Source organism: Alteromonas sp. MB-3u-76, from assembly GCF_002831605.1.
In the GTDB taxonomy this organism is placed as follows: Bacteria; Pseudomonadota; Gammaproteobacteria; order Enterobacterales; family Alteromonadaceae; genus Alteromonas; species Alteromonas hispanica.
In genome coordinates, this window is record NZ_CP025115.1 from 2,126,968 (window position 1) to 2,152,388 (window position 25,421).

A 25,421-nucleotide genomic window follows, 5' to 3' on the forward strand; every position below is an offset into this window, starting at 1 on the left:
TACCACCGTTTCGACTTGTTACTCAAACATTTTTCATTCTTTCTCATCTCAAGAGTTATCACACGCAAATGCGAACTCATCGAGTTTGTTGCGTGCCTAGTCTGCTTTAAAAAACAACTCTTCAAGAACAGCGCTTAAAAAAGCTGCTTGTTTAAGAATAGGGAAAATAATTGTAAAAGGTATTAACCATGGCAAGAGTCTCAACTGCCTATATTACTCACGGGGGCGGACCGTTGCCCTTACTAAATCATTCAAAACACAGTGAAATGATCAAAACATTGAATGAATTAACAAGCAAAATTGGTCGGCCAGATTTCATTGTAATTGTCAGCGCGCACTGGGAAGAGCCTGTGTTTACAGTTACTGCTAACTCAACCCCAGACATTATCTATGATTACTATGGTTTTCCCGAACAAGCCTATTCTTTGAAGTATGATGCACCAGGCTTTCCAGCACTGGCTCATTATCTAGCAGAGACTTTACAGGGTGAAAATATACCGCTAGCAACAGATGACTATAGAGGGTTTGACCATGGAATGTTTATACCGCTTACATTAATGTTTCCACACGCAAACATCCCCTGTATTCAAGTTTCTTTGAAGGCTGATTTAAATTCTGCTGAACATATTCAACTCGGCGCAGCGTTAAAAAGTGCGCTTTTGCGCTTTAACAGCTCTTTACACAGCAGCGGAACTCGTCTTGAAAACAATGGAGAGAGAATTTTGCTTCTTGGTTCTGGTTCCTCTTTTCACAATATGCATGGTTTTTTTGACAGTAGTGATGAAGCCTACCGTAAGGCAAAAGCGTTTAACGATTGGATGAAGAATGTCGTTGGAGGCGATGCGGAAGGCCATATAGTCGCTGAAAATGAAAGAGAAGAACAACTTATTCAATGGGAAAATGCACCTGAGGCGAGATATGCTCATCCGAGAGAGGAACACCTGATACCACTTCACGTATGTTATGGTGCTAATAAGCGCAAAGCAGACTACACAGCATCGTTGCATGTAATGGATAAACCCGCCGCGATGTTTTTGTGGCATGATTAAGTTCGTGAATATCGATAAACGATGTAAATTTAATCGGCATAAATCAAAAATTAGCCATTTTGGTTAGCATTTCGGCAGTTGGTTGATTTTGTTGAAATAAAGGGTTTACAGAGGCGGTAAAATCATTATCATACGCAGCACTTAAGGAGAGTTGGCAGAGCTCGGTTTAATGCACCTGACTTGAAATCAGACGTGGGGTCAAACCCACCGGGGGTTCGAATCCCTCACTCTCCGCCATATTACGAAAACCCGCACTTGCTGCGGGTTTTTTTATGTCCTTCTGTTTCACTCTATGTAGGTTCCATTTGTTACTTTTATTGCATAAAAGTCTGCTGTTACCCGGGCTGCAACGACTTCTTCAACAAATAACCTAGTATCTATCTGAAAAGCTATTTGAACAGTGTTTAAACAGCTACTTGCACATTACACGCTCATTAGGCATTAGCTGACGGAAACCAGCCGTTCTGTCGAACTTAAAATCAGACTATGTGTTGTATGCCATTTTATTAATAAACACACTGAACTTGTGATCTCATCTATTCTGCTCAGGGTATTTAAGGTTCATCTCATCATCATAAATACGCTGTATTATCACAACGCCTATATAAGAAAAGTCTGATAAAACAGCGTAGATTTGCTACAACTACAATGTAGCGAAGTTATATAACGAAAAATTAATGCGCTCAATCTTGTCGAGTGTTTATGCGCGACAGTTCATCGGTAGGCACTAATTTGGCACACGTTAATAAAGAATAAAAAACGAGGAATATATGCAGGCAATGTCCACGCTCAATCTTATTGAAGGTTCTGTTGAGCAAAAACGTATGGAAGTGAAAAAATATTTTCTCGATTCCTTCGATACTTATTAATCACTGTTTTCTTGTCTTAAAAGCGACGATGCTTTTTATCTGCGCCCTGAGAAGTTACGCCACCCACTTATTTTTTACTTTGGCCATACAGCAACTTTTTTTATTAATAAACTCATTTTATCAAAAGCTATCAACGAGCGCATAAACCCTCGGTTTGAATCTTTATTCGCCATTGGTGTCGATGAGATGAGTTGGGATGATTTGAACGACAAAAATTATGATTGGCCTACGGTAAATGAGGTTCGTTCATACCGCCAGCAAGTAAGAACATTAATGTGCGATTTAATCGACACCATACCGTTTGCTATGCCAATCAACTGGGAAAGCCCAATGTGGCCAATAGTGATGGGTATTGAACACGAGCGTATCCATCTTGAAACTTCGTCTGTGCTTATTAGGCAACTTCCTCTCTCTCACGTTGATGCAAGCCAAAGTTGGCCTCGCTGTCACTCATCGATTACCGATGTAAGCGCAATACCAAAAAATGAAATGATTACTGTCTCAGCAGGGAACGTGTCTGCTAATAAAACGTGGGACAACGAATATTACGGTTGGGATAACGAGTACGGTAATCTCGACGAGCGTGTCAACGAATTCAAAGCTTCTCGCTTTTTGGTAAGCAATGGCGAGTTCTTAGACTTTATAAACGACGGCGGATATCAAAACGCACAGTTTTGGGAAGAAGAGGGAAATAAGTGGCGTCTTTACACCAAAGCTGAACATCCAATATTTTGGCGTCGTACAGACTCGGGTTACCTGTATCGCAGCATGACCGATGAATTTCCACTGCCTTTAGACTGGCCTGTTGATGTTAACTATCATGAAGCTAAAGCTTTTTGTAACTACAAGAGCGAAAAAAGTGGTGAGTTAATTCGATTACCCACTGAAAACGAATGGCTACGCCTAAGAGATGAGGCTGGACTTACCCAGAAGGTTTATTCTGATGGTTTTAACATTGCTTTGCACAAATTCGCATCTAGCGAACCTGTTAACGTAAATAAAACAGGTGAATTCTTTGATGTAGTGGGCAATGTGTGGCAGTGGACTGAAACGCCCATTTATCCGTACGACGGCTTTAAAGTGCATCCACTTTACGACGACTTTACAACGCCGACATACGACAACAAACATAACCTAATAAAAGGCGGTAGCTGGGTTTCAACGGGCAACGAGGCAATGAAAGATAGCCGCTATGCATTTAGACGTCATTTTTTCCAGCACGCAGGTTTTAGGTATGTACAAGGTGAGAGTGTTATTCAAGTGAATGATTTAGATTACGAAAGTGATACACAAGTTTCGCAATACAGCGAGTTTCACTACGGTGATGAATACTACGGTGTTGAGAACTTTGCAAAGGCAAGTGCTGAGTTTTGTATTCGCGCAATGGAGAACAGAAAATCAGTTAAAGCCCTTGATTTAGGGTGTGCTGTGGGGCGCTCTACGTTCGAGCTAGCAAAACACTTTGACCATGTTGACGGTGTGGATTTTTCCGCTCGCTTTATCAAAACAGCATTTTCGATGCAGGAACGCGGTGAAGTACGCTACAACCTGATAGAAGAGGGCGAACTCACTTCATTTAAATCTCGAAAACTCGCCGCTATGGGCTTAGAGGATACAGTAGAAAAGGTGTCATTCTCTCAAGGCGATGCGTGTAACCTTAAGCCTCATCTCACTGGGTATGACCTGATTTTCATGGGTAACCTGATAGACAGAGTATACAGCCCTCGTAAAGTGCTTGCGGATATGAGCGAACGCCTTAATCCAGGTGGATTACTTATAGTTGCCAGCCCGTTTACGTGGTTAGAGGAATATACAGAACGCAGTGAATGGTTAGGCGGTTACAAAGATGAAAACGGCGAAACCTTGAGTTCTACAGAGGCACTGGAACAAGCACTAAGCACGAACTTAACCAGAGTTTGCGCACCTCAAGAAATAGCGTTTGTGATCCGAGAAACCAAGCGCAAATATCAGCATACGCTTTCCGAGTTTAACGTTTTTGAAAAACGGAAATAACTGGGTGCCTCGACGACAAGTGCGACGACTAGTGCGTCGACAAGTTAGAGGAAAAGGCAGTATAAAAAGCGCGATGATGCCGGCACCGAAACTTCTAAGTGCTGGCCATCGTTGCTCTGTGCGCAGCAGCGCCTGCCTTTTTTAAAGAAATGCACATATGAATAGCGCTGAATCACAAACTGGCGAAAGCATAGTGAGTAACTTGTTGGCTTATCAACACGTTTGGGAGGCTCCGCGTTTTTGCAAGACATTGACTGCAACTTCATTAGACAGTACTAGAGAAGGCATACAAAAAAATACTCGCGCCGAGTTAGAAACCACAGCGCAGAGCCGATTAAAGCATGCGGTCTTGGCCGAACGTTTTCCCCAGGCGCCAGCAGATTCACTATCGATGTGGATTGCGGATATGGATACCCAGCCGCATTGTGCTATTGCTACTGCCATAGCACAATGTGCAAATGAACGTTACGGATATCAGACAGATACTCTGCAGAAAAGTGTTAGTTCATGGCATGGTGTGCCATCTGAAAACGTTATTGGTGTGGCCAGTGTAATAAGCGCTGTCGATGTGGCGTTAAAAACATTTTGCCGTAGTGGCGATGATGTCATGATTTTTGATACCACTTACGGGCCGTTGGTTGATTGCATTATCAACAATAATTTGAACGTTCATCGCGTTCCTTTTAAAACGGATACAAATAACGGCGCCAATAGACCTGGTAAAGATAAAAGCCCAATCGTAGACGTTAGCGTGCTATCTCAAAATGCCACTGCGTTTGTACTGTGTCATCCAAACAATCCTACTGGCACCGTACTCTCAGCAGATCTTCAAGCAGAAATCATACAGTTTTGTCACGAAAATAATATCACCATTATTACCGATGAGGTGCACAGTGAATTCGGTTTTGTTGATGAAGACAGTCCAGAAGCGATCCCGCTGTTTGGATCCGGTGTAGACCGGCGCCTGCAAAAAAACATTGTTCATATTAACAGCGCGTCAAAAGCATTCAATCTCGCTGCTATCCCTGGTGGTTCTTACGCCATCATTGACGATAGTGAGCGACGAGAAGCTTTTCGTGCCGCCATAACATCACGGCATTTAGATGCCAGTAATCTGTCGCAAATTGCATTGCAAGCTGCCTATAACAACTCAAAGCAATGGCTAGATGAAGTGCGAAGTGCGATTGCATTAAACCGCAAGCTAGTTCATTTTTATTTTAAAGAACATCATATTAAGTGTAGTTACACAATGGGGCAGGCGGGCTACTTTTTATGGTTATGCCTATCTGATGCACATCATGCTTTGCCGGCACAAAAAAATTCTACCGTGCAGACGCTAAGACAGGATCAGACGCAAGATATAAGTTTTTTGTTTGGGCGTAATGACAAATCAACTGTGTTTAAGCCGGCGTCAGGTTTTGAAACCTGTATAAAGCGCGGCGTTGTTGGTAGCGATGGAAGTCTTTTCAATGCGCCAGGCTTTATTCGACTGAACCTTGCTTGCCACCCTTTGCAAATAATAGAAGCTTTAAATAGACTATTTTTCGTTTAACACGCCCTAAACTAAAAAAATGAAGTATGCTTCACCTTGGCGAATCTCGTGGTATTATGCCTACAGAGCCATTAAAAAATAATAAATCTATGCGTATGGCGATTTATACAATCGTTTGTAAGACGCGATGTTAGTGAGACAATCTTGTGATCAAAATAATCCTAGTAGACGACCATGAATTGGTAAGGACAGGGATTCGACGCATATTGGAAGACGTCGATGGTTTTACTATTCTCGCTGAAGCGAAGAGCGGTGAAGATGCGGTTCAACTATGCAGAAAGAATGCCCCCGATGTTATATTGATGGATGTAAATATGCCCGGCATTGGCGGCTTAGAGGCAACGAAAAAAATTGTGCGTATGTCTGAGAATACGCGAGTGATCTGTCTGTCTATGCATACCGAAAGCCCAATACCTATGCAGGTAATGGAAGCTGGGGCATACGGATTTTTGACTAAAGACGCCGAACCCGATGAAGTCATTCGGGCTATTCACAAAGTGGCTGCAGGTCAAAAATATGTTGATAGTGACGTGGCAAACAGCATTGCTATTGGAAGGCTATCACCACGTTCAGACAATCCTTTTAACGATTTGTCTTCGCGAGAACTGAGCATTGCTATGCGGTTGACTAAGGGTAAGCGCGTGCCCGAAATAGCCAGCGAGCTTAGCATCAACCCTAAAACGGTAAACACATACCGTTATAGAATGTTTGATAAACTTGGGGTGGCAACCGACGTAGAGCTGACTCATTTAGCGCTGCGCCACAAACTTATCGATTCAAATCTGCTATAGGTAACAACCTCTTACATTATGTCTGCATTCGACTCAGCAGCGTTTCTAAAAAATCTTACCTCCCAACCTGGCGTGTACCGAATGTACAGTGCACAGGAGGAGGTCATTTATGTTGGAAAAGCGAAAAACTTAAAAAAACGTGTTTCTAGTTATTTTCGCACTAACGTGGATAACGCGAAAACACGATCGCTTGTCAGTCAAATTGCGCATATGGATGTCACGGTTGTTAACAGTGAAACAGAAGCTTTTCTTTTAGAAAACAACTTCATAAAAAAATATAAGCCGCGATACAACGTGGTTATGCGCGACGACAAATCGTATCCGTTTATATTTTTATCTGACCATGAACATCCTCGTCTATCTTTTCATCGCGGACCGAAGAAAAAGAAGGGCGAGTATTTTGGACCTTATCCCAGTGCTTGGTCGGTAAGAGAAAGCTTGCGCTCTATGCAGCGTATTTTTCCAGTACGTCAATGCGAAGACAGTTACTACCGGGCTCGCAGTCGCCCTTGCTTGCAATATCAAATGCAACGATGCAGTGCACCTTGTGTCGAGGGGTATGTGTCTGATGAAGAATATAAAGAACAAGTAAATTTTGCCCGTTTGTTTTTAAAAGGAAAAAATCAACAGGTTATTGGTAGCTTGGTGAAGAACATGGAAAAGGCCAGTGAAGCGCTGAATTTCGAAGCTGCTGCGCGCTACCGAGATCAAATTAATGCCCTTCGCAAGGTACAAGAGCGTCAATGGGTTGCAGGTACACAAGACAACATGGATGTATTTGGCTTCGCGTTTAAAGGTAATATGGCGTGTATACAGGTTATGTTTATTCGCGAAGGGCAACTTTTAGGCAGCAAGGCTTTTTTCCCAAAAGTGCCCAACATTGCTAATGAGAGCGAAGTTTTCGAGTCGTTCTTTTTACAGTTTTATTTGGCTGGAAATAAAACTATTCCACGTCAAATTGTTATGGCGCACACTTTAAGTGACGAAGCCGCTATAGTAGAGCTGCTAAGTAGCGAAGCCAATCACAAAGTAACGTTCTTTAAAGGTGCTCGGGAAGAAAAGCGGCAGTACCTCGAATTAGCACAAACAAATGCTGAGTCTGCGCTTGATGCTCAATACAGCCAACAGAAGTCGGTTTTTGCTCGCTACCTCGATTTAGAAGAGGCCATGGAAGTAGACAGCCCAATTCAGCGTATGGAATGTTTTGATATCAGCCATACCTCGGGACAACAAACAGTAGCCTCATGCGTGGTATTCAATAGAGAAGGGCCGTTAAAGAGTGATTACCGTCGATACAACATTGAGGGAATTACGCCAGGCGACGATTACGCTGCAATGGCACAGGCGTTAAAGCGCCGGTATAAATCGGTGAAAGAAGTACAGAAAATACCTGATTTGCTGTTAATTGACGGTGGCAAGGGGCAACTAGCGCAAGCGGAGGCATTTTTCGAAGACTGGCCTCATGATAAAAAGCCTATGCTTTTAGGGGTTGCTAAAGGAACCACACGTAAGCCTGGCTTAGAAACATTGATACTTGCTGGTAGTCACGACGTGCTGCCAATGGAAAGTCATTCTCCAGCCTTGCATTTAGTACAACATATTCGAGATGAATCTCACCGCTTTGCTATAACCGGCCACAGGAACAGACGGCAAAAAGTAAAAAATACCTCAAGCCTTGAATCTATTCCAGGTGTTGGCGCTAAGCGTCGCCAAACGCTGTTAAAGTTTATGGGTGGCTTACATGGCCTGAAAAAAGCCAGTAAGGGTGAAATTGCCAGCGTACCCGGCATTAGCCAAGATCTAGCCGATACAATTTACGACCACTTGCACCAATAACATAGTGACTGGCAAGCAATAATGATTAAATTAAGGTAAGGTGTAGACAAATTAAAGCCGTAAAAGGCTAGCGCTAAAAATGCCCTAGGGCAAAACTGAGATATATCTTTTATGTGGAATGTTCCAAACTGCATTACTTTGTTCAGAGTAATTTTAATTCCTGTTTTCGTGGTTGTTTATTTTCTAGATTGGCGTTGGGCTCACGAGGCGGGCGCATTTGTATTTTGGCTTGCGGCCATTACCGATTGGTTTGATGGGTATTTAGCAAGAAAGTTACAGCAATCGACGCCGTTTGGTGCCTTTCTCGACCCTGTAGCAGATAAGCTTATTGTAGCTACGGCACTTCTCATGATTACTCATAGTTATGCAACTTTGTGGGTAACACTTCCAGCCGTGGCATTATTAGTTCGAGAAATTTACGTATCTGCACTGCGTGAATGGATGGGCTCAAACGGTGTACGCGATGCTGTGAAAGTATCATTTATTGGTAAAGCGAAAACTACAGCTCAAATGTTAGCCCTTATTGGCTTACTTTCAGGCTTAGAAACCTTTATGGGCTTTCCAATTTACTGGGTAACCCTAGGCTATATTTTACTTTATATCGCCGCGGTGCTGTCAATTTGGTCAATGCTTGTCTATACAAAAGCGGCCTGGCCACACTTGAAAGGCGGTGCGTAAAAACAAAATTGATCGCGCTTTAACCAAAGTGAATAAAAAAATAGCAAACGATCATAAAAACACGCATTTATCTCAATTTAAACGTTTTTTCGTATTGACAGTTTTGATTGGGTAGGTAGAATGCATCCCACATTTCGAGAGGACATAACCCAAACGAAGTGTACGATTTAAAAGTGCGGGAATAGCTCAGTTGGTAGAGCACGACCTTGCCAAGGTCGGGGTCGCGAGTTCGAATCTCGTTTCCCGCTCCAAAATCGCTGGCATAAGTAATAGACAGATTAATACTAGTCACAGTTTATTACAGTCAGATTACTAAGGCGGAATGGCAGAATGGCTATGCAGCGGATTGCAAATCCGTGGATCTCGGTTCGACTCCGGGTTCCGCCTCCATAATCAGCAACGCCACATCAGGTTCTACGCCTGACACCTCGCTGAAAAGCAACCCAATGCCCGGGTGGTGAAATTGGTAGACACAAGGGATTTAAAATCCCTCGCTGGTAACAGCGTGCCGGTTCAAGTCCGGCCCCGGGCACCATTTATTTTTTCTAGCATTATAAATTCTCATAAAACCAATCATATTAAGAATACAGCTTTTCTTTCAATATCATCTTCTTGTTTTACTCCTGTTATAAACCATTCAATATTTTTGCAGCGACATAGCCTCGGTTCTTGCGCACATCATTTTTACTGATAAAGTGAAAGTAGGTAGCAATTAAACGAATGGATGAATCTATGCAAATGAGTAACAAGGAAGCTCAGAAAAAGGAAGTACGCAACAAGGAAGCGGATAAAAACGATGTGCTTTTAGCTACAGGCTTTTTAACTGAGTATGCTTTTCTACAATCCCTGTTCCAATCCAAAACGCTGGTGTTGATGACGATATTTTGGGTTATTTTTTTCGGTGGATTTGGGCTTCTTCTTTTTAAGTTTGCGTCTGCGTAGATATTGCGTACTCTTTCATTGAATTAGGGTAACTGCGCGTTCGCATAAGAGGTAGAACTTATTATGGAACCTCATCTTACAGGCAAGCAGTACGATAAAATTGCCTCGTGGTGGCATGATTATCATAAAACATCTTCATATGGTGTGAAGCCATTTGAGCATGCGCTTAGCTTTGTGTCAGCAAAGAGAGAAGAAAGGCAAACTGCACCATTAGCGCTTGATGTTGGTTGCGGCAGCAGCGACAGATTTATTTCAATATTAGAGCGTAGCGGCTTTTTGCTTACAGGCATTGATGTGTCTGAAAAGATGATTAAGTTGGCAAAAGACAACCATCCTAGCCACCATTTTTGCATGATGATATTGGCGCTTGGCAACCAGACAACGAGTATGATTATATTTATGCTTGGGATAGCTTATTTCATCTTCCGCTGAGCATGCAAAAGCCAGTGCTCACAAAGCTTTGTAACTGTTTGAAGGAAGGTGGAGTTTTGCTTTACACCTTTGGCGGTGTAGAGGGCGAACAAACCGGCACAATGCAGGGTAACACCTTTTATTACAGCTCCATTGGTACGAACAAAAATATTCAGCTTCTTATCGAAAACGGGCTACACATTCAGCATTTAGAGAAAGACCAATACCCAGAAGATCACGTTTATGTCATTGCTAGTAAAGCGCAAGCGTAACCGTAATGAAAATAGTATTGGTCTTTTCGCCGGACCTATTTTAACGCCTCAATTTTAAACGTTTATTTCGCGGCAGCTTTCAGTGGATTCATTTTTTGATCAATTTGCTGCGCTTCTTCAGCCGATAAGGTCTGTGTTGACAGCGGGGCAGGCCGTCCATAGAGATAGCCTTGGAGATAATCGGCTTTCGCATTTTTTAACCAGCTTGCTTCATCCTCTGTTTCCACACCTTCCGCAATTACCTCTATACCGCTGCGATTTGCTATTTGAATGAGACTATTCACGATATTTTGTTTATAAGCATCATTATGTACACCCCTAACTAACTCCATATCTATTTTTACAAAGTCGGGGCGTAAACTTTGAAGTAAGTTTAATCCTGACCAACCGGAGCCAATATCATCTAGTGCAATTTGGAAGCCCGCATTGCGATAGAACGCCAGTATCCCCTTTAAATGGTTAAGGTCGTCGGCTCTGTGAGTTTCGGTTACTTCAAACACAATATCAGAGGGTGAAAGACCTATTTCATTGATTGCTGCAGCAGTAGCTCTTAGGCAGTAAGACGGGTCGTATATGCTTGACGGGTTAAAGTTAATAAACAGCTTGGAATTAAGCTTACCCCGCGCTGCGCATTCAACGGCCGAACGTCTTGCTACTAGGTCGAGAGAGAACAGCAGGTCAGATTTTTCTGCTAATTTAAAGGCTAACGCTGGCGGTACGATAGAATCATCGCTGTCGCGCACCCTAAACAATCCTTCGTGAGCAAAAACGCTTTCATCTCGCGCGTCAATAATAGGCTGAAACCAAGTCTCATAACGTTCTTTTTCAATACTGTCGATTAACCATTTTGCTTGATAACGATTAACCAAAATTTCTAATGTCACTATACGCCCCATGTCGTCAATTGACGGGGCGCCATCGTGGCATGCCGTTGTTACCTTCGTATTTTCTTTTTCTTTTGACTCAAGCGCACCATTTATTGACATAATAAACTTCTGAATAGCCGGGCGTTCAACGACACAAGATATACAGTGATCGGACTGTTGAGTCGCGTTGATGTCCATAGATCCGCAAAGCCCAGCAACTTTAGAAAAGGTTTCTAGGGTGGGAACAAAAATCCAAAAATGAGTGGTATCAAAAAAATAGTCGTCTATGGATTCACAATCGGCACAATACATTAATACTTCCTAAAACATGGTATACACTTGTTGTTACAGTTTTCAGTACTATTTAGTTTTCTATGTAATTAATTTCTTTTAAGGTTTTAAATCAACTTCTAAAGATGCTGCGATACAAATATGCTATCTTTCGCGCTTATGCACACTATTTTCATCTTTTTCAGTAGGGTAAACCGTTGAATTCAGTCATGTCTTTGCGAGCTGAAGAACTGCTTAAGTCTGAGCGTCCTTTTCACGCTAGGGGAAGTAAAGTAAAACGCTGTGACGAATGTCTGTTACCAAAGCAAAACTGCATTTGCTGCCACAAGCCTGCGCAAAGTACTAACGTTGCCACCGTATTTCTCATGTACAAAGGAGAGTATTATAAGCCAACCAATACGGGTAGGCTCATTGCCGATGTGGTTAAAGAGAATTATGCCTTTTTGTGGCATCGCACAGAGCCTCAAGCTCAATTACTCGAACTGCTGAATAACTCCAGCTATTTGCCTATTGTGGTGTTTCCTCATGAATACGCGCATGCTGATAACTGTATTAATCACCCCCCCCAGATTGATAACAAGAAACTATTATTCATTTTTCTAGACGGAACATGGCGTGAAGCAAAAAAAATGTTCAGCAAAAGTGCTTATCTCGCCAATTTGCCGGTTTTAGGGGTAAATGTGAATGAAACCTCTGACTACTTATTACGAGAGGCAAGTCATACCTTCCAGCATTGTACGGCAGAAGTGGGCATAAGCGTGCTTGAACTGGCTGGAGAAAAAGAGGGGGCAGAAACGCTAGCCCAGTATTTTAGTATTTTTCGGCGTGAGTATGTAAAAGGCAAGCCTCATTTAAGAGATAAGCTGGCGTTTGCTACATCTCAAGTAAAATAGCGCAACAAAATAAAAAAGCACAGGTAAGAAAGCGAAATTTGCAGGTAAGGTAGCTATTTATGTAACCTGTAACCAACAGTAAAATTATCTGCAATACAGTATTGAGCGTTTACAGCGCAAATTGCGTAAACGATTAGTATCAAAACGGTGTGTCTTACACCCTTTTTCAACGAGCTAAACGGAGAGATTAATTATGTCGACAGTCACTTTTCAGGGTAACGAAGTAAAAACAGTAGGCGAGTTACCAAGCGTTGGTGAAAATGCGCCCGCATTCACCCTTGTAAAAGCCGATTTAGGTGAAGTAACGCTAGCGGAATTATCAGGTAAGCAAGTAGTACTAAATATTTTTCCATCAGTCGACACAGGAACCTGTGCCGCGTCTGTTCGCAAGTTTAATGAGCATGCCGCTACGCTTGATAATACGGTTGTTATTTGTGTTTCTGCGGATCTTCCATTTGCAGCGGGTCGTTTCTGCGGTGCTGAAGGCATTGAAAATGTCACCACTGGATCGACATTTCGCTCATCGTTCGGTGAAGACTATGGAGTGGCCTTCGAGTCTGCGCCATTAACAGGGCTTATGTCTCGCTGTGTTGTAGTTATCGATACAGAAGGTAAAGTAACTTATACCGAGCAAGTTGCTGAAACTACAGAAGAGCCAAACTATGATGCCGCGATTGCTGCATTGAACTAAAAACGTCAGCGTGGGCATTGCCCGTTATTAACGTAATTTGCAACTGTCTTATTAAGTAATTAGAGGCAAGGCAGTTGCAATATTGAGTGAATTTTAGGAGAAATTTATGTCTTCAGCGTTGCTTCAGGTTGGAGAGCTTGCAAGTAAAATGCAGGAGCTTCCGGTCACTCTCTTACGCGCTTTAATGGACGACCCACTCACGCAAACACCCGATAAGCGTAATGCGATGGTGTTGCCCGCATCTGTAGATATTGATCTCGACGGTGAGGGCAGCGACCACTCTAAAGGTCTTCCTCATACCATGCCATCTGCACAGCATTTGGCATTGTATTTAGGGAAAACAGGAATAACTGCAAACACAACAGTAGTTGTTTACGACACCAGAGGGATTTTTAGCGCCCCCCGAGTATGGTGGATGCTCAAAGCTATTGGTCACAAATCTGTATTTTTACTCGATGGTGGGCAGCCAGCATGGCAAAGTGCAGGTTTGCCGGTTTCTGAGCAACAGTTCTATGGCAAGTTAACGTATCAAGCATCACCTAGTGAGGGTTGGTTTGTTAATGCCGATAGTGTTGTTAGGGCGCTTGATTCCAATGTGCAGCTTTTAGACGCACGAAATAAACCTCGATTTCGAGGTGAGGTGTCTGAACCTCGTGTTGGTGTAAGATCTGGCCATATGCCTGGCGCTTTTAATATTCCCTATGGCGACTTGCTCAGCGACGGACACTACCTTCCGATTGATTCCCTTAAACGCATTTTTGACCAGTCGAAAATAGATTTGTCACTACCCATTATATGTACTTGCGGTTCAGGCATTACTGCCTGTGTGGTCGCTTTTGCAGCTTTACTGTGCGGAGCGAAAGACGTATCTGTTTACGACGGTTCGTGGTCAGAGTGGGGCGCCAACGAGAGTTATCCCGTAGCCGTTGGCTAGCACTCGCAAAAATTCTAATACAAAACGAGCAAATCATGCCCTTGAACAAAACACTTCCCAATATTGTTGTGCTTACCGGAGCAGGTATATCGGCGGAATCTGGATTAAAAACATTTCGAGATAACGATGGTCTTTGGGAAAACCACAGCGTTGAGGAAGTCGCCACGCCTGAGGCTTTCAAACGTAATCCCGATTTAGTTTACCGATTTTATAATGCGCGTAGAGCTCAGCTGCAAGAGGATAAGGTAAAGCCTAATTCAGCACATCATGCACTTGCGAAGCTAGAGCAGCGGTGGCAAGACAAAATGGTGTTGGTAACACAGAATGTAGATAATTTGCACGAGCGAGGGGGCAGCGAGCGTGTTTTACATATGCATGGTGAATTGCTTTCGGCAAGATGTGGGTTTTCTCTAAAAACGTTTGATTGGGAAGCGCCATTTGATCATACAACGCCATGTCCTTGTTGCAACACCAATAACCTCAGGCCCGATATCGTTTGGTTTGGTGAAATGCCTATGTACATGGACGATATTTATGCACATCTTTCCAATGCTGATATCTTTATTGCTATTGGCACCTCAGGGAATGTTTACCCGGCCGCCGGGTTTGTTCAATTAGCAAAGAGTAGTGGTGCTCATACCATAGAGGCAAATCTCGAGCCTGGGAGTTCTAATGCGCTTTTTGACGAATCACTAACGGGTAAAGCTTCAGAAATTGTACCTATGTGGGTAGATGAACTACTTGAACAATATGGATTTTAAAGACTAGCCAAATGCCTTACCTCAACGAATTTTTAACTATTGCGCTTGTTCATCTTGTCGCAGTTGCAAGCCCGGGGCCAGACTTCGCTATTGTAGTGAGAAACAGTGTCGCTTACGGCAGACGTATTGCGCTTTACACCAGTGTAGGCATTGGTGCTGCTATTTTGTTGCACGTGGCGTATTCTCTGGTGGGCTTAAGCGTAGTGATAGCAACCACGCCATGGCTATTTAAAACCTTCAGCTATTTGGCCGCGGCCTATTTACTGTATCTTGCCTTTGGTGCACTGCGTAGCAAACCAAATAATGACGCAGTCACCTCAGATCAAGACCAGCCAAAAGCTATGATTTCGGCTAAAAAAGCCCTTTGGATGGGCTTTTTAACCAATGGTCTAAACCCTAAAGCAACCTTGTTCTTTTTGTCATTGTTTACCGCTATCATCAGCATTGAAACCCCTTTTGAAGTGCGGTTAGCCTATGGCGTTTACTTGGCTGTTGCTACCGGTTTGTGGTTTTCCTTTTTGTCGTTCATGTTGAGTACGGGAAAAGTGGCAGAATTTATTGGTAAGAAAGGCTATTGGTTAGATCGTGCCATGGGGGTTTTGCTCGTTGGACTAGCGGTTAAGCTGGTAGCGGGTTAAAAACGAATAATAGTATGCGAACAAGCATTCATGTGCGCGAATTGTTATACTCTGCGCGGTTCTCACGTATGTACTATAGGAATGATGTGAAAGACGTAAATTCTGATCGCTTAAACACGACATTAGCAAAGCAGTATAATTTTGATGTGAAAGCACTGCTGAAAAAAGCTTCTGAGTTAACGAAAGCCAACTTTTCTCCTTTGCTTCAAAGCAGTATTGTTATGTTTCTCACGTTTGTTGTGATGGGTGTCATTGCTCAGAGTTTTATAACCGTTAATGGCGACGGCAGCTATGTGATAGAACACCAATCAATTATTGAAATTGTAGCAATTTGTTTGGTTTCACCGCTGATAACTGGCTTATATATGGCCGGTGTTAAGCACGCGAGGGGCGAAAGTACTACCGTATTTTCGGTGTTCGCTTATTTTCCTCTTTTATTCCTTGTAGCGCTAACACAGTTGATAAACAGTATTTTGGTACAGCTAGGTGTAGTGTTGCTTATTCTTCCTGGCGTTTACTTTTACTTAGCTTCGTCATTTTCTCTCATGCTGGTTGCAGACAGAAAACTAACGCCAATTAGTGCCATTATTCTCTCTTGTCGCGTATTCAACGCATACTGGAAACAGATGCTGGGGATATTTGGTGTCTTTTTTCTTTTGTTTGCCACAGTGCCACTTACTTTCGGCCTGTCGCTAATTTGGGTCTTGCCATTTTATTTCAGTACTATGGGCCTTATTTATGAGGAGCTGGTAGGCGAGCAGGGGGCAAACGTAATAACATCAGGAAGCGACGTTAAAGAGTCGAATTTTAATGCATAAACGCGAAACCTTTAAGATTGTCCTCATAACACTGGGTGTTTTGGCGGTCATAGTGATCAACGCGATAATTTTCAAAGAGGGTACGCCAGATATTCTGGACGTGCCGCAAACCGTTAAGGCTAATAAGCCAGTACCAGACTTTTCTAAATACACCCAAATAGCAGAAAAGAAGGCTGCGTTTTTCGACTATCTAAGGCCAGAGGTAGAAAAACAAAATGCGTATCTGCTTACGCTGCGTCATTATGTTCAAACTTTATATCGCAAGGCGCTGGCGGATGAGCTGTTTAGCGAAGAAGATATTTCCCGACTGGCATGGCTAGAAAAAGAATATAGAGTTGATGCAGAGCTGCCCCTTAAAACAAGGCTGCTTAATTTACTACAGAAAATTGATGTCTTGCCTGTGGAACTGGTACTTGTTCAAGCTGCAAATGAATCAGCTTGGGGAACTAGCAGGTTCGCCCGCAAGGGGTATAACTTTTTTGGGTTATGGTGCTTCACAAAAGGCTGTGGTTTTGTGCCTAACAGACGAAATGATGACGCATCTCACGAAGTGGCTAAGTTCGAAAATTTATCTCAGGCGACTTATACCTATATGCGTAATTTGAACAGGCATGATGCTTATAAAGATTTGCGCGAAATCCGCAGTCGCTTGCGCGCAAATCAAATTGCCATTAGTGGCGTAGCGCTTGCCGAGGGCCTGATGAAATACTCTGAGAGAGGAGCGGCATACGTGGAAGAATTACAAAATATGATCAAGTACAACGAGGAGTTTTTAAGCGAATGATACGGGTAGCTTTGGTGTTGCTTTTAGGGCTTATGACGGTTGATTCAAAGGCGGAAACCATTGACGTTGAATATAGCCGGTTTTATAGCCATGTTAAAAAATTAGATAACGAAGACACCCAAGCTTTGCAGTTTGCGTTTGGTTTTCTTCGCGTCGGCGAAGGGCGCTTATGTGGCGTAAGTAGTGCTGAAATTGTCACAGATAAAAAAACGATGTCATTAGATGTCAGCGACGAGGGGCGATTTACCGTACCTACTGAAAGAGCACTTAAACTTGCCGACGCGCTTGTGCGAATTTCCCTTGATGAAGCCGCTAACGTGTGCGACATGTCCGTTCAATTGGAAACCAAACCTGAATATCTCAAAACCCGCTACACCCAAGAGGAACTTGAGTTTATTTATTCGCAATATGAAGCGTTTTTCAACGAAATGGGAAGTTTTCTATCTTTTATGATGCCAACGGTAAAAGGGCTGATGATTCAATTTAAGGATGAGAATCTAGACCACACTACACCTCAAGGTGTCACCATTAATAATGGCGTTTTGCACCTTGAACAAGAGTGGATCAGTGAGGCGAGGGGGTTGTCATTACCTCAAGCCCCTCTTCGTATTACTGCTATGGCCTCAAGTTAATAGCTGGTAGCGAATTTGTTCTGCGAGTCGGGTGATGGTTTCTTCACCCTTCTGGCAAAGCTCTTCCGCGCGGTGAAACTCCATAATACCCACATCGGTGAGTTGAGGCTCTATAAGAATATCAGGTGGGTCTCCGGCGAGACGGGAGCGCGTTACTCGAGCCTGCAGTATCTCCAATGAGCTGCTCATTACGCTCATTATACCCGGCGGATTTTTCTTATTCACCTTTGCTGGTACTTCGGTAAATTCTTCTTCTACTTTCTCAATAACCTCAGAGCCCAGTGAATCGCTATTTTCTTGTGAATGACTATCGTTCTGTGACTCATCTTCCGATTTACTATCAGGGGTAAACCACTGCTTGAGAACGTTCTGGCTTTTGGTGAAAAAGTCTTCGGTTTTTTGCTGGTTATCTTCGTGATCCTTGCGAAGTTTTTCTAAGCGAAGAGGTCTAAAGTCGGCGTTGAGGTTTACTGCGATTACAAAATCTGCTCCCAACTGTCGACATAAATTCACTGGCACCGGATTAACGACAGCCCCATCAACAAGCCAGCGATCTTCGTAAGCAACCGGTGAGAAAAGTGCAGGGATAGCACAAGAGGCCTGAATAGAATTACCAACCGGGCCAGAGTCAAATACCACCTCACGCCCAGTATATAAATCGGTGGCGACAGAAGCGAAAGGCTTGTTCATTGCCTCATAGCTGTCTGCACAAAATTCACTGGCCAATTTGTCGAAGACTTTTTGGCCGCTTGCAAGGCCGCCTCGACGCAAACCCACGCCCATTAATGCAAGCACCTGCCAATCGCTGAGCGAGCAGGCCCATTCTTTCAAGCCTTCTAGTTTGCCGCTAGAGTAGGCTGCTCCAACATATGCACCAATAGAACAGCCCGCCACAATGTCAATCTTAACACCCAGCTTTTCAAGAGCTTGTATAATTCCAATATGGGTCCAGCCTCTTGCTGCACCAGCTCCTAATGCAATTCCAATTTTCATTAACGTGGTTCCATAATGTTTACTATGTCGATAACTTCAGAAGAGTCTGGCATTTGAGCGTTATCAGGCGCATTAAATGTAGGCTGGTCGAAACCAATATCACCGTCTTTTACGGGCCCTTCCTGAGTAGTAATAGACTTAAAGTCATATAAGTTACTGTCAACTAAGTGCGAGGGAGCAACATTTTGAAGTGCACTGAACATAGACTCAATGCGGCCCGGAAAGCGTGCGTTCCAATCTTGCAACATCCCCTTTATATGCTGTCGCTGCAGATTTTCTTGCGAACCACATAAGTTACAGGGAATAATGGGAAAGTCGGAGGCTTCGGAATACACCTTAATATCGTTTTCAGTGCAGTAGGCTAGTGGACGTATAACAATGTGTTCGCCATTGTCACTCACTAGTTTTGGCGGCATTGATTTTAACTTCCCACCATGGAACATGTTGAGAAAGAAAGTTTCCAGCATGTCATCGCGGTGATGGCCAAGGGCTATTTTTGTTGCACCAAGTTCTTTTGCCGTGCGATATAGAATACCTCTGCGCAATCTTGAGCAAAGCGAACACGTGGTTTTTCCCTCTGGGATTTTATCTTTAACAATGGAATAGGTGTCTTCTTCCACTATTTTGTAATCTACATTTACGCTGTCCAAGTAATTAGGCAAGATATGTTCAGGAAAGCCAGGCTGCTTTTGGTCTAAATTTACCGCGATAATGTCAAAGTGGATAGGCGCAACACGCTTTAAGAACATAAGTATATCGAGCATGGTATAGCTGTCCTTGCCACCGGACAAACACACCATTACCTTGTCGTTTTCTTCAATCATGCCAAAGTCGGCTATCGCTTTACCCACATTACGGCGAAGACGCTTTTGTAGCTTATTGAAACTGTGCTTTTGCTTACTTTCCTGCGCAGCAGAAGACGACGTATTAGCGCCGTTAGTGCCTAAACTCATAATTAACTAACTTGGTTCGTGTAAAAGCCGCCATTATACAATAAAGCGGCTTTTGTTAACTACGGTTGTGTCCGGAATTTCTTCAACCGATTGAGGGCGAAACAAATGTCTCAGCGTTGCTAGACCGTATAAGGCGATACAAACCCGTTAGGTTTAATCGCTAATACATCACAGTTAAGAGCATCAATAACGTGCTCTGCGGTGTTGCCTATTAACGCGGCAGAGATACCAACCCGTCCTACCGTGCCTATGATCACCAGTTCGGCATCTATGTCCTTGGCAACTTGAGGGATAACGCGTTCAGGTAAACCTTCTTTTACGATACATTTGTCAGGAGCAATCCCATGTTTCGCCGCGTGTTTGTCCATTTCATCATGATGATGATTTTTAACTGCGCTGTGATATTTGTCAGAATCGAACTCTGGCACCTCAATGGCAATATTCAACGGTGTGGAAGGGTAACTATTCACTAAGTTAACGTGGCCTTTTAACAGCCTTGCATACTCGTTTGCGATCACGGTTATTTTGTCGTTGAGTGCAGCATGTTCCTCATCTTCACTGCCTACATTCACTGCAGCTATTATTTCGCCATCTTCCGGCCAGTCGTGCTCTTTTACAAGGAGAACAGGGCGAGGACACTTTCTCATTAGATGCCAGTCGGTTGGCGTAAACAACACTGAGGCGATGTCGTCGTGGTCTTTTGTTGCTTTAACCACTAAGTCTATTTGGTTATTGAGTGCGTAGTAAATGATGGCTTCGTGGGCTCTGTTATTCCACTCAACAACAATATCAATGTTGGAAAAGCCTTGTTCCTTTAATTGTTCCCCAAGCCACTTCGATTGATCCTTTGTCACTGCGTCTCGCATAGTATCCCGCTCGTCGGGACTAAGCATGGTCGTCATATCATAAGAGAGGTCATAAACTACCATCATGGCAGTCACGGTGGCGCCGGTTTTTGAGGCAAGTTCAAGAGCTCGACTTAATGCGGGCTGATTATCTCGCTCTGAATCAACAATTGCCAAAATGTGATTACACTCAATCATAATGTCTCCTTCTTATGAAGCAATACATTAAGTGTAATAGACAATAGCGAAAGTGTGGGTTGTTTTAGATCAATATTTTAACAGTTGCAACGGTTAAGCTGTTAACCGTTGCAAACAATACTGGGGCCTTTTAGCGCAGTTACCTTGCCATCAATAGCATCGAAGTCGAGGATAGTAATCAGTTTCCCATCTACTTTTATCAGCTTTTCTTTTTGAAAACGGCTTAACAAACGACTAATGGTTTCAATGGTAAGACCCAGGTAATTACCAATTTCATTACGGGTCATTGTAAGATGAAACTCTCGGAGTGAAAAACCACGCTCTTCAAAACGCTGAGAAAGATGAGAGATGAAATAGAGCAAGCGCTCCTCGGCTGTTCGTTTATTGAGCATCATGATCATGTCGTGATCTTGTTTTATCTCAGCACTCATAAAGCTCATAATCTGATGGCGTAATTTAGGAAACTGAACTGCCATCTCATCTAGTGTTTCGTAGGGTAATTCGCAAACCATGGCGGTTTCTAACGCCTGAGTATAACTTTGATGCCTACTTTCGCGCAGTGCGTCGAAACCGACGATGTCACCAGGAAAATGGAAGCCAGTAATTTGCTCTTCGCCGTCTGAATTGGTAACAAATGATTTAAACGAGCCCGTTCTTACTGCAAACAATGAAGTAAAGGTATCGCCATTGTTTATTAGCGTGTCGCCTTTATGCAGAGGTTTTTTACGCTCAATGATATCGTCTAACGATTCGATTTCTGTCTTATTCAAAGCCACTGGCAAACATAAATGACTAAAGCTGCAGTTTTGACAGTGGATAGAGAATCCGCTTCCTTTGCTCATAATTTCTATTCTCTTAGGATGAACATGGGTATATGTTACAACACCATTTAAGATAATGCGCTATAAATAAGATAAGCTGCATACAAGGCCATGGCCGATGCAATACCTTGACGCACAATAATGTGTCTAAAGCCTCTCACAATATACTGGCTGCCAGCGCCCACAGCAAGTAATGTTGGCAATGTGCCCAAACCAAAAAAGAACATAATTCCAGCGCCTTGTATCGCAGAGCCTGCAGCAAGAGACCAAGTTAAAGTGGAATATACAAGCCCACAGGGTAACCACCCCCAAAGAAAGCCATAAGGTATTGCGCTTAAGGGCGTTTTAAACGGGAGAAAGCGTTTTGAAATGGGCTGAACATATTTAAATAGATGCTTTCCTGCACTTTCAAGCGCTGTTAATCCAGTCCACCACTTCCCTAAATAGCAAGCAAGTAGGAAAAGCATCACACCGCTTAGCAAAGAAAGGACGTAATTCGCTAGTGGTACAAAATCGGTGGCTATTTTACCAAGAGCGCCGGTAATCGCACCAGCAAGTGTATAGCTTGCAATACGGCCACTGTTGTAAGCAAGGGTGAAAGGAAGTGCAGGCTTATCTTTCGGAGTTACCATGCGCAAGGCAGATACTATGCCCCCGCACATACCAACGCAGTGAACCCCGCCAGCTAGTCCAATAAGGAATGCAGAAAGATAGCTAATCTGATCCATTTTTTTCGTTTTCTTGCTGAATTCGCTTGCGCTGTTCTGCGAGTTTCTTTTCCTCAGGTGAGAGGTCATCGTCGAACAAAATACTGTAGCCCTGTCGATCTAGATCTTCAAACTGATTCGATTTTACCGCCCAAAAAAAGATTACCACGGCAAGGGCGACAATAATAATAGCGATAGGAATAAGTACATAAATAATGCTCATGCTATTTGCTCAATAATCGGGTTGAATTGGTAACGACAATAATACTGCTTAATGACATGCCAACAACGGCCATCCACGGCGACAAAAGCCCTGAAACCGCAAACGGTAGAATGATCAGGTTATACAGCACAGACCATCCGATATTTTGACGAATTTTCGTTTTTGCCTTGTGGGCAGTTTCAATTAACAGTGGGACGGAAAGAAGCTGGTCGCCAAGAAGAATAACATCTGCGGCAGTTTTAGCTACATCCGTTGCATTGCCTACCGCAATAGCTACATCGGCGCTGGCAAGAACCGGAGCGTCATTAATACCATCTCCCATCATCATCACTTTCTTATTGCGTGACTGAAGCAGCCGTACCTCTTCAAATTTCTGCTCAGGAGTAAGTCCACCCATTGCCATCGAAACGGGTAGGGAAGCGGTTAGTTCGTTTACGTTTTGTTGTGTATCGCCACTTAACACGACCAAGTCATTATGAACGGCAAGTGCATCTAATGTGGTTTTGGCGTCTTTTCGTAGACTATCGCTTACTTGAAACGCCGCTACTAATTTGCCGTCTGTGGCTAAATATACATTGGCTGATATCGGCAACGACTCGGGACTTATCTCACAAAATGCCGCCGAACCCATTGTAAAATTAGCGCCGTTTATTTCGCCACTAATTCCGCCGCCCGGAGTGACTGAAAATTGGCTTACCCTGTGTAATACATCGCCAGAGAAGGCATTGGCAATAGGGTGCTCAGAACGTGATTCTAGAGCAACCGAAATTTCCCACGCTTTGGTGCTGTCGACCGTGTCTGCGTACCAGTCTTGCTTGATGCTAAACTTTCCTTGCGTGAGAGTACCGGTTTTATCAAGAGCAACGGTATTTATCGTGGTAATTTGCTCTAGGGCGTCAGCCCTTTTTAACAGAATGCCTTGTTTGTTGAGTTTTGCCATTGCGCAGGTTAATGCAGAAGGCGTAGCAAGGCCTAGAGCACAAGGACAAGTGGCTACTAATACAGAAATGGTGATCCAAAAAGCATCAGCATTGCCGTTATAGGTCCAGTAGCTATAGGTTAATAATGCGATTAACAAGACTGCACTGACAAAGTATCTCGAAAACTCATCGGCCAGTTGCGCAGCTTTTGGTTTACTTGCCATGGCGCTGGCCTGAAGGCGCATTATTTGATTTACCAAGGCATTTTTGAGTGTATGTGTAACCGTTACCGTTAGCGTCCCGTCACGGCAAATTGTGCCGCCGTAAACGGTACTTTTGGCATGTTTTACGACAGGATCAAATTCTCCTGTTAGCATAGATTCGTCGACAGACGCACTACCTTCTTCAACTAGCCCGTCAACAGGAATGGTAGCGCCCGGTTTTATTACCACCACATCATTGGGTTTAAGCTGCTTTGCCAAGCATTCACTCATGCTTCCGTCGGGCAGCAATTTAGTTGCTGATACTGGAATATATTGCATCATATTTGCAGATATCTGTGCGGCACGATGCCGACTTCTGTGCTCTAAAAATCGACTTAGAAGCAACAGAAATATAAACATACAGATAGACTCAAAATACACTTCTCCTTGTTCGAGCAGTGTAGAGCGAATGCCCGCAATGTAGGTGCCGAAGATGGCTATTGTGACTGGCACGTCCATATTCACGGTTCTGGCGCTTAAGGCTTTTGCTGCACCCACATAAAAAGTACTCCCCGAATACAGCACCACGGGTGTGGTTAGCGTTAAGGCTACCCAGTAAAAATATTGACGAGTTTCTAATTCAATAGCGCCAAACCAGTCGAAGTAAAGGCCCGTCATTAGCATCATTACCTGCATGGTCATGATGCCGGCTAAACCAAGCTTTTTAATAAATACCTTTTCTTCACGTTTGTAACTGGCTTCATGCTCGTCGGGGTGGAAGGGAGAACCGGAGTATCCAATTCGCTTCAGAGTGGAGAGAATTTGGCTTAACTTAATTTTTGATTCTGACCAAGTGACTAATGCTCTGCGCTCTTGAACATTAACAGCAACCTGCTGTATGCCGTTCACTTTAGCGAGTTGCTTTTCAATCAACCAACCACACGCAGCACAAGTAATACCCTCGAGAGTTAATTGAATTTGCTTGTGCTGCCCCTCATCGTAAACAAACTCGTCTTGAAGGGTTGGGTCGTCGTACACTTTTAGTCTATCGAGAGTGTCGAGAATGCTATCATCCGATTTTTGCGCGGGCTCTGTTCTAAACTGGTAATAATCTTCTAGGCCGTTGTTAACAATGGCTTCAGCAACGGCTTGACAACCAGGGCAACACATTTGCCTGGTTGCACCCAGTACAACAGTTTCATAACATTTGTCGTCATCATTGGGTAAACCGCAGTGATAACAGTTGGTCTCTTTCATTAAGGATTAAACTTTATAACGTCGGTATTAGGAAGTATCAGTGTGTTCTCTATTTTCCAGCTTTCATCTACAGGTGTTAGAGATACCTTCCATTTTCCATCTAAGTTCTCTTCTATGTAACCGCGATAAATACCGTTGGCGTCGCGGCTGAGTAGGGTACTTACGTCTTTTTCTTCTAGCGTGACGTGGTAGAAATTAAGTTTTAAGGCATTGCCCTCTGCTGGAATACCAGAATGGAATTCCAGCGCAATACTGCCATCGTTGATAGTGAGATCTGACGTCATATTAAGTCTGCGAGCAACATCTTCCTTATCCAGACGAGCATTAATAGCTTTACCTTCTTTGTAATAGTCATCAACCACTAAACTGTCTTCGGTTGAAATCGCAAGATTTAAAAGTACGCCGCCCATAACCGCTGTTATCACAGGTACAGCAATAAGAAACCAGGGCCAAAATTGTTTATACCAAGGTGTATTCATTAATAGATAATCTCGATGTTATTTGCTAACTGCATACGCATAGACACTCTTTTGTTTTACTTTTTTCTGCTTTGCTATTTTTAGGGCGTCAGTTGTACTCA

At 43.3% G+C, this 25,421-nt stretch carries 25 protein-coding genes, 4 tRNA genes and 1 pseudogene; 21 read left to right on the forward strand and 9 right to left on the reverse strand.

Going from position 1 to position 25,421, the window contains the following annotated elements; translation table 11 throughout:
* Positions 1–188 precede the first annotated feature (188 nt).
* The 13 genes and pseudogenes from CW735_RS09460 to CW735_RS19755 all read left to right on the forward strand — a co-directional run bounded on the left by CW735_RS09460 (position 189) and on the right by CW735_RS19755 (position 10,413).
* Positions 189–1,049: a DODA-type extradiol aromatic ring-opening family dioxygenase gene (locus CW735_RS09460; protein ID WP_100971830.1), complete on the forward strand. Its 861-nt coding sequence runs from the start codon at positions 189–191 to the stop codon at positions 1,047–1,049.
* 145 nt (positions 1,050–1,194) lie between these two features.
* A tRNA-Ser gene (locus CW735_RS09465) sits at positions 1,195–1,286 on the forward strand.
* Between the two features lie 533 nt (positions 1,287–1,819).
* A pseudogene (gene ovoA, locus CW735_RS09470) lies at positions 1,820–3,931 on the forward strand (5-histidylcysteine sulfoxide synthase).
* 157 nt (positions 3,932–4,088) lie between these two features.
* Positions 4,089–5,483 (forward strand): aminotransferase class I/II-fold pyridoxal phosphate-dependent enzyme, encoded by a 1,395-nt coding sequence (locus CW735_RS09475; protein ID WP_100971832.1) that lies wholly within the window; start codon positions 4,089–4,091, stop codon positions 5,481–5,483.
* A gap of 146 nt (positions 5,484–5,629) precedes the next feature.
* Positions 5,630–6,274, forward strand: a complete 645-nt coding sequence (gene uvrY / locus CW735_RS09480) for a UvrY/SirA/GacA family response regulator transcription factor (protein WP_071978993.1) — start codon at positions 5,630–5,632, stop codon at positions 6,272–6,274.
* A gap of 18 nt (positions 6,275–6,292) precedes the next feature.
* Positions 6,293–8,110 (forward strand): excinuclease ABC subunit UvrC, encoded by a 1,818-nt coding sequence (gene uvrC / locus CW735_RS09485; protein ID WP_071978992.1) that lies wholly within the window; start codon positions 6,293–6,295, stop codon positions 8,108–8,110.
* A 111-nt stretch (positions 8,111–8,221) separates the two neighbouring features.
* Complete coding sequence (gene pgsA, locus CW735_RS09490) at positions 8,222–8,788, forward strand: CDP-diacylglycerol--glycerol-3-phosphate 3-phosphatidyltransferase (RefSeq protein WP_071978991.1); 567 nt, start codon at positions 8,222–8,224, stop codon at positions 8,786–8,788.
* A 175-nt stretch (positions 8,789–8,963) separates the two neighbouring features.
* Positions 8,964–9,039: transfer RNA gene (locus CW735_RS09495), tRNA-Gly, on the forward strand.
* A gap of 65 nt (positions 9,040–9,104) precedes the next feature.
* A tRNA-Cys gene (locus CW735_RS09500) sits at positions 9,105–9,178 on the forward strand.
* Between the two features lie 58 nt (positions 9,179–9,236).
* Positions 9,237–9,323: transfer RNA gene (locus CW735_RS09505), tRNA-Leu, on the forward strand.
* A 185-nt stretch (positions 9,324–9,508) separates the two neighbouring features.
* Complete coding sequence (locus CW735_RS09510) at positions 9,509–9,730, forward strand: hypothetical protein (protein ID WP_100971834.1); 222 nt, start codon at positions 9,509–9,511, stop codon at positions 9,728–9,730.
* A gap of 63 nt (positions 9,731–9,793) precedes the next feature.
* A complete protein-coding gene (locus CW735_RS19750; RefSeq protein WP_198521003.1) occupies positions 9,794–10,162 on the forward strand; it encodes a methyltransferase domain-containing protein in 369 nt (122 codons plus the stop codon).
* Positions 10,163–10,218: 56 nt separating this feature from the next.
* Positions 10,219–10,413: a hypothetical protein gene (locus CW735_RS19755; protein WP_198521004.1), complete on the forward strand. Its 195-nt coding sequence runs from the start codon at positions 10,219–10,221 to the stop codon at positions 10,411–10,413.
* 62 nt (positions 10,414–10,475) lie between these two features.
* Here CW735_RS19755 and CW735_RS09520 read toward each other — a convergent pair whose 3' ends face one another.
* Positions 10,476–11,591 carry an EAL domain-containing protein gene (locus CW735_RS09520; protein WP_100971836.1) on the reverse strand — a complete coding sequence of 372 codons (1,116 nt, stop codon included), beginning with the start codon at positions 11,589–11,591 and terminating at the stop codon, positions 10,476–10,478.
* A 188-nt stretch (positions 11,592–11,779) separates the two neighbouring features.
* Between CW735_RS09520 and CW735_RS09525 the strand changes: the two genes are divergently transcribed.
* From CW735_RS09525 to CW735_RS09560, 8 genes are all read left to right on the forward strand, one after another.
* Entirely contained in the window at positions 11,780–12,463 is a 684-nt protein-coding gene (locus CW735_RS09525; protein ID WP_100971838.1) for a tRNA-uridine aminocarboxypropyltransferase, read from the forward strand.
* Between the two features lie 193 nt (positions 12,464–12,656).
* The gene (gene tpx, locus CW735_RS09530) at positions 12,657–13,154 is read left to right on the forward strand and encodes a thiol peroxidase (protein ID WP_100971840.1); all 498 of its coding nucleotides are present in this window, start codon (positions 12,657–12,659) and stop codon (positions 13,152–13,154) included.
* Positions 13,155–13,260: 106 nt separating this feature from the next.
* Positions 13,261–14,088, forward strand: coding sequence for a sulfurtransferase (locus CW735_RS09535; protein WP_100971842.1), 828 nt, complete (start codon positions 13,261–13,263; stop codon positions 14,086–14,088).
* A complete protein-coding gene (cobB, locus tag CW735_RS09540; RefSeq protein WP_232368408.1) occupies positions 14,049–14,849 on the forward strand; it encodes a Sir2 family NAD+-dependent deacetylase in 801 nt (266 codons plus the stop codon). The genes CW735_RS09535 and cobB overlap by 40 nt, the downstream gene beginning before the upstream one ends.
* Before the next feature lie 11 nt (positions 14,850–14,860).
* The gene (locus tag CW735_RS09545) at positions 14,861–15,487 is read left to right on the forward strand and encodes a LysE family translocator (RefSeq protein ID WP_071978984.1); all 627 of its coding nucleotides are present in this window, start codon (positions 14,861–14,863) and stop codon (positions 15,485–15,487) included.
* 86 nt (positions 15,488–15,573) lie between these two features.
* A complete protein-coding gene (locus CW735_RS09550) occupies positions 15,574–16,305 on the forward strand; it encodes a stress protein (RefSeq protein WP_100973227.1) in 732 nt (243 codons plus the stop codon).
* Positions 16,298–17,089 (forward strand): glucosaminidase domain-containing protein, encoded by a 792-nt coding sequence (locus CW735_RS09555; protein WP_100971846.1) that lies wholly within the window; start codon positions 16,298–16,300, stop codon positions 17,087–17,089. Before CW735_RS09550 ends, CW735_RS09555 begins: the two co-directional genes overlap by 8 nt.
* The gene (locus tag CW735_RS09560; protein ID WP_100971848.1) at positions 17,086–17,721 is read left to right on the forward strand and encodes a DUF2987 domain-containing protein; all 636 of its coding nucleotides are present in this window, start codon (positions 17,086–17,088) and stop codon (positions 17,719–17,721) included. The genes CW735_RS09555 and CW735_RS09560 overlap by 4 nt, the downstream gene beginning before the upstream one ends.
* Here the strand turns inward: CW735_RS09560 and CW735_RS09565 are convergent.
* The 8 genes from CW735_RS09565 to CW735_RS09600 form a co-directional block, all read right to left on the reverse strand.
* Positions 17,713–18,714, reverse strand: a complete 1,002-nt coding sequence (locus tag CW735_RS09565; RefSeq protein ID WP_100971850.1) for a patatin-like phospholipase family protein — start codon at positions 18,712–18,714, stop codon at positions 17,713–17,715. The genes CW735_RS09560 and CW735_RS09565 overlap by 9 nt on opposite strands.
* Positions 18,714–19,667: a tRNA 2-thiocytidine(32) synthetase TtcA gene (ttcA, locus tag CW735_RS09570; protein WP_100971852.1), complete on the reverse strand. Its 954-nt coding sequence runs from the start codon at positions 19,665–19,667 to the stop codon at positions 18,714–18,716. The genes CW735_RS09565 and ttcA overlap by 1 nt, the downstream gene beginning before the upstream one ends.
* 119 nt (positions 19,668–19,786) lie before the next feature.
* Positions 19,787–20,710, reverse strand: coding sequence for a universal stress protein UspE (gene uspE, locus CW735_RS09575; RefSeq protein WP_100971862.1), 924 nt, complete (start codon positions 20,708–20,710; stop codon positions 19,787–19,789).
* 101 nt (positions 20,711–20,811) lie between these two features.
* Positions 20,812–21,552 (reverse strand): fumarate/nitrate reduction transcriptional regulator Fnr, encoded by a 741-nt coding sequence (fnr, locus tag CW735_RS09580; protein WP_071978978.1) that lies wholly within the window; start codon positions 21,550–21,552, stop codon positions 20,812–20,814.
* A gap of 47 nt (positions 21,553–21,599) precedes the next feature.
* Complete coding sequence (locus tag CW735_RS09585) at positions 21,600–22,259, reverse strand: sulfite exporter TauE/SafE family protein (protein WP_071978977.1); 660 nt, start codon at positions 22,257–22,259, stop codon at positions 21,600–21,602.
* A complete protein-coding gene (ccoS, locus tag CW735_RS09590) occupies positions 22,246–22,461 on the reverse strand; it encodes a cbb3-type cytochrome oxidase assembly protein CcoS (RefSeq protein ID WP_071978976.1) in 216 nt (71 codons plus the stop codon). The genes CW735_RS09585 and ccoS overlap by 14 nt, the downstream gene beginning before the upstream one ends.
* Position 22,462: 1 nt before the next feature.
* A complete protein-coding gene (locus CW735_RS09595) occupies positions 22,463–24,841 on the reverse strand; it encodes a heavy metal translocating P-type ATPase (protein ID WP_071978975.1) in 2,379 nt (792 codons plus the stop codon).
* Positions 24,841–25,320, reverse strand: a complete 480-nt coding sequence (locus CW735_RS09600) for a FixH family protein (RefSeq protein WP_071978974.1) — start codon at positions 25,318–25,320, stop codon at positions 24,841–24,843. Before CW735_RS09600 ends, CW735_RS09595 begins: the two co-directional genes overlap by 1 nt.
* Positions 25,321–25,421 lie beyond the last annotated feature (101 nt).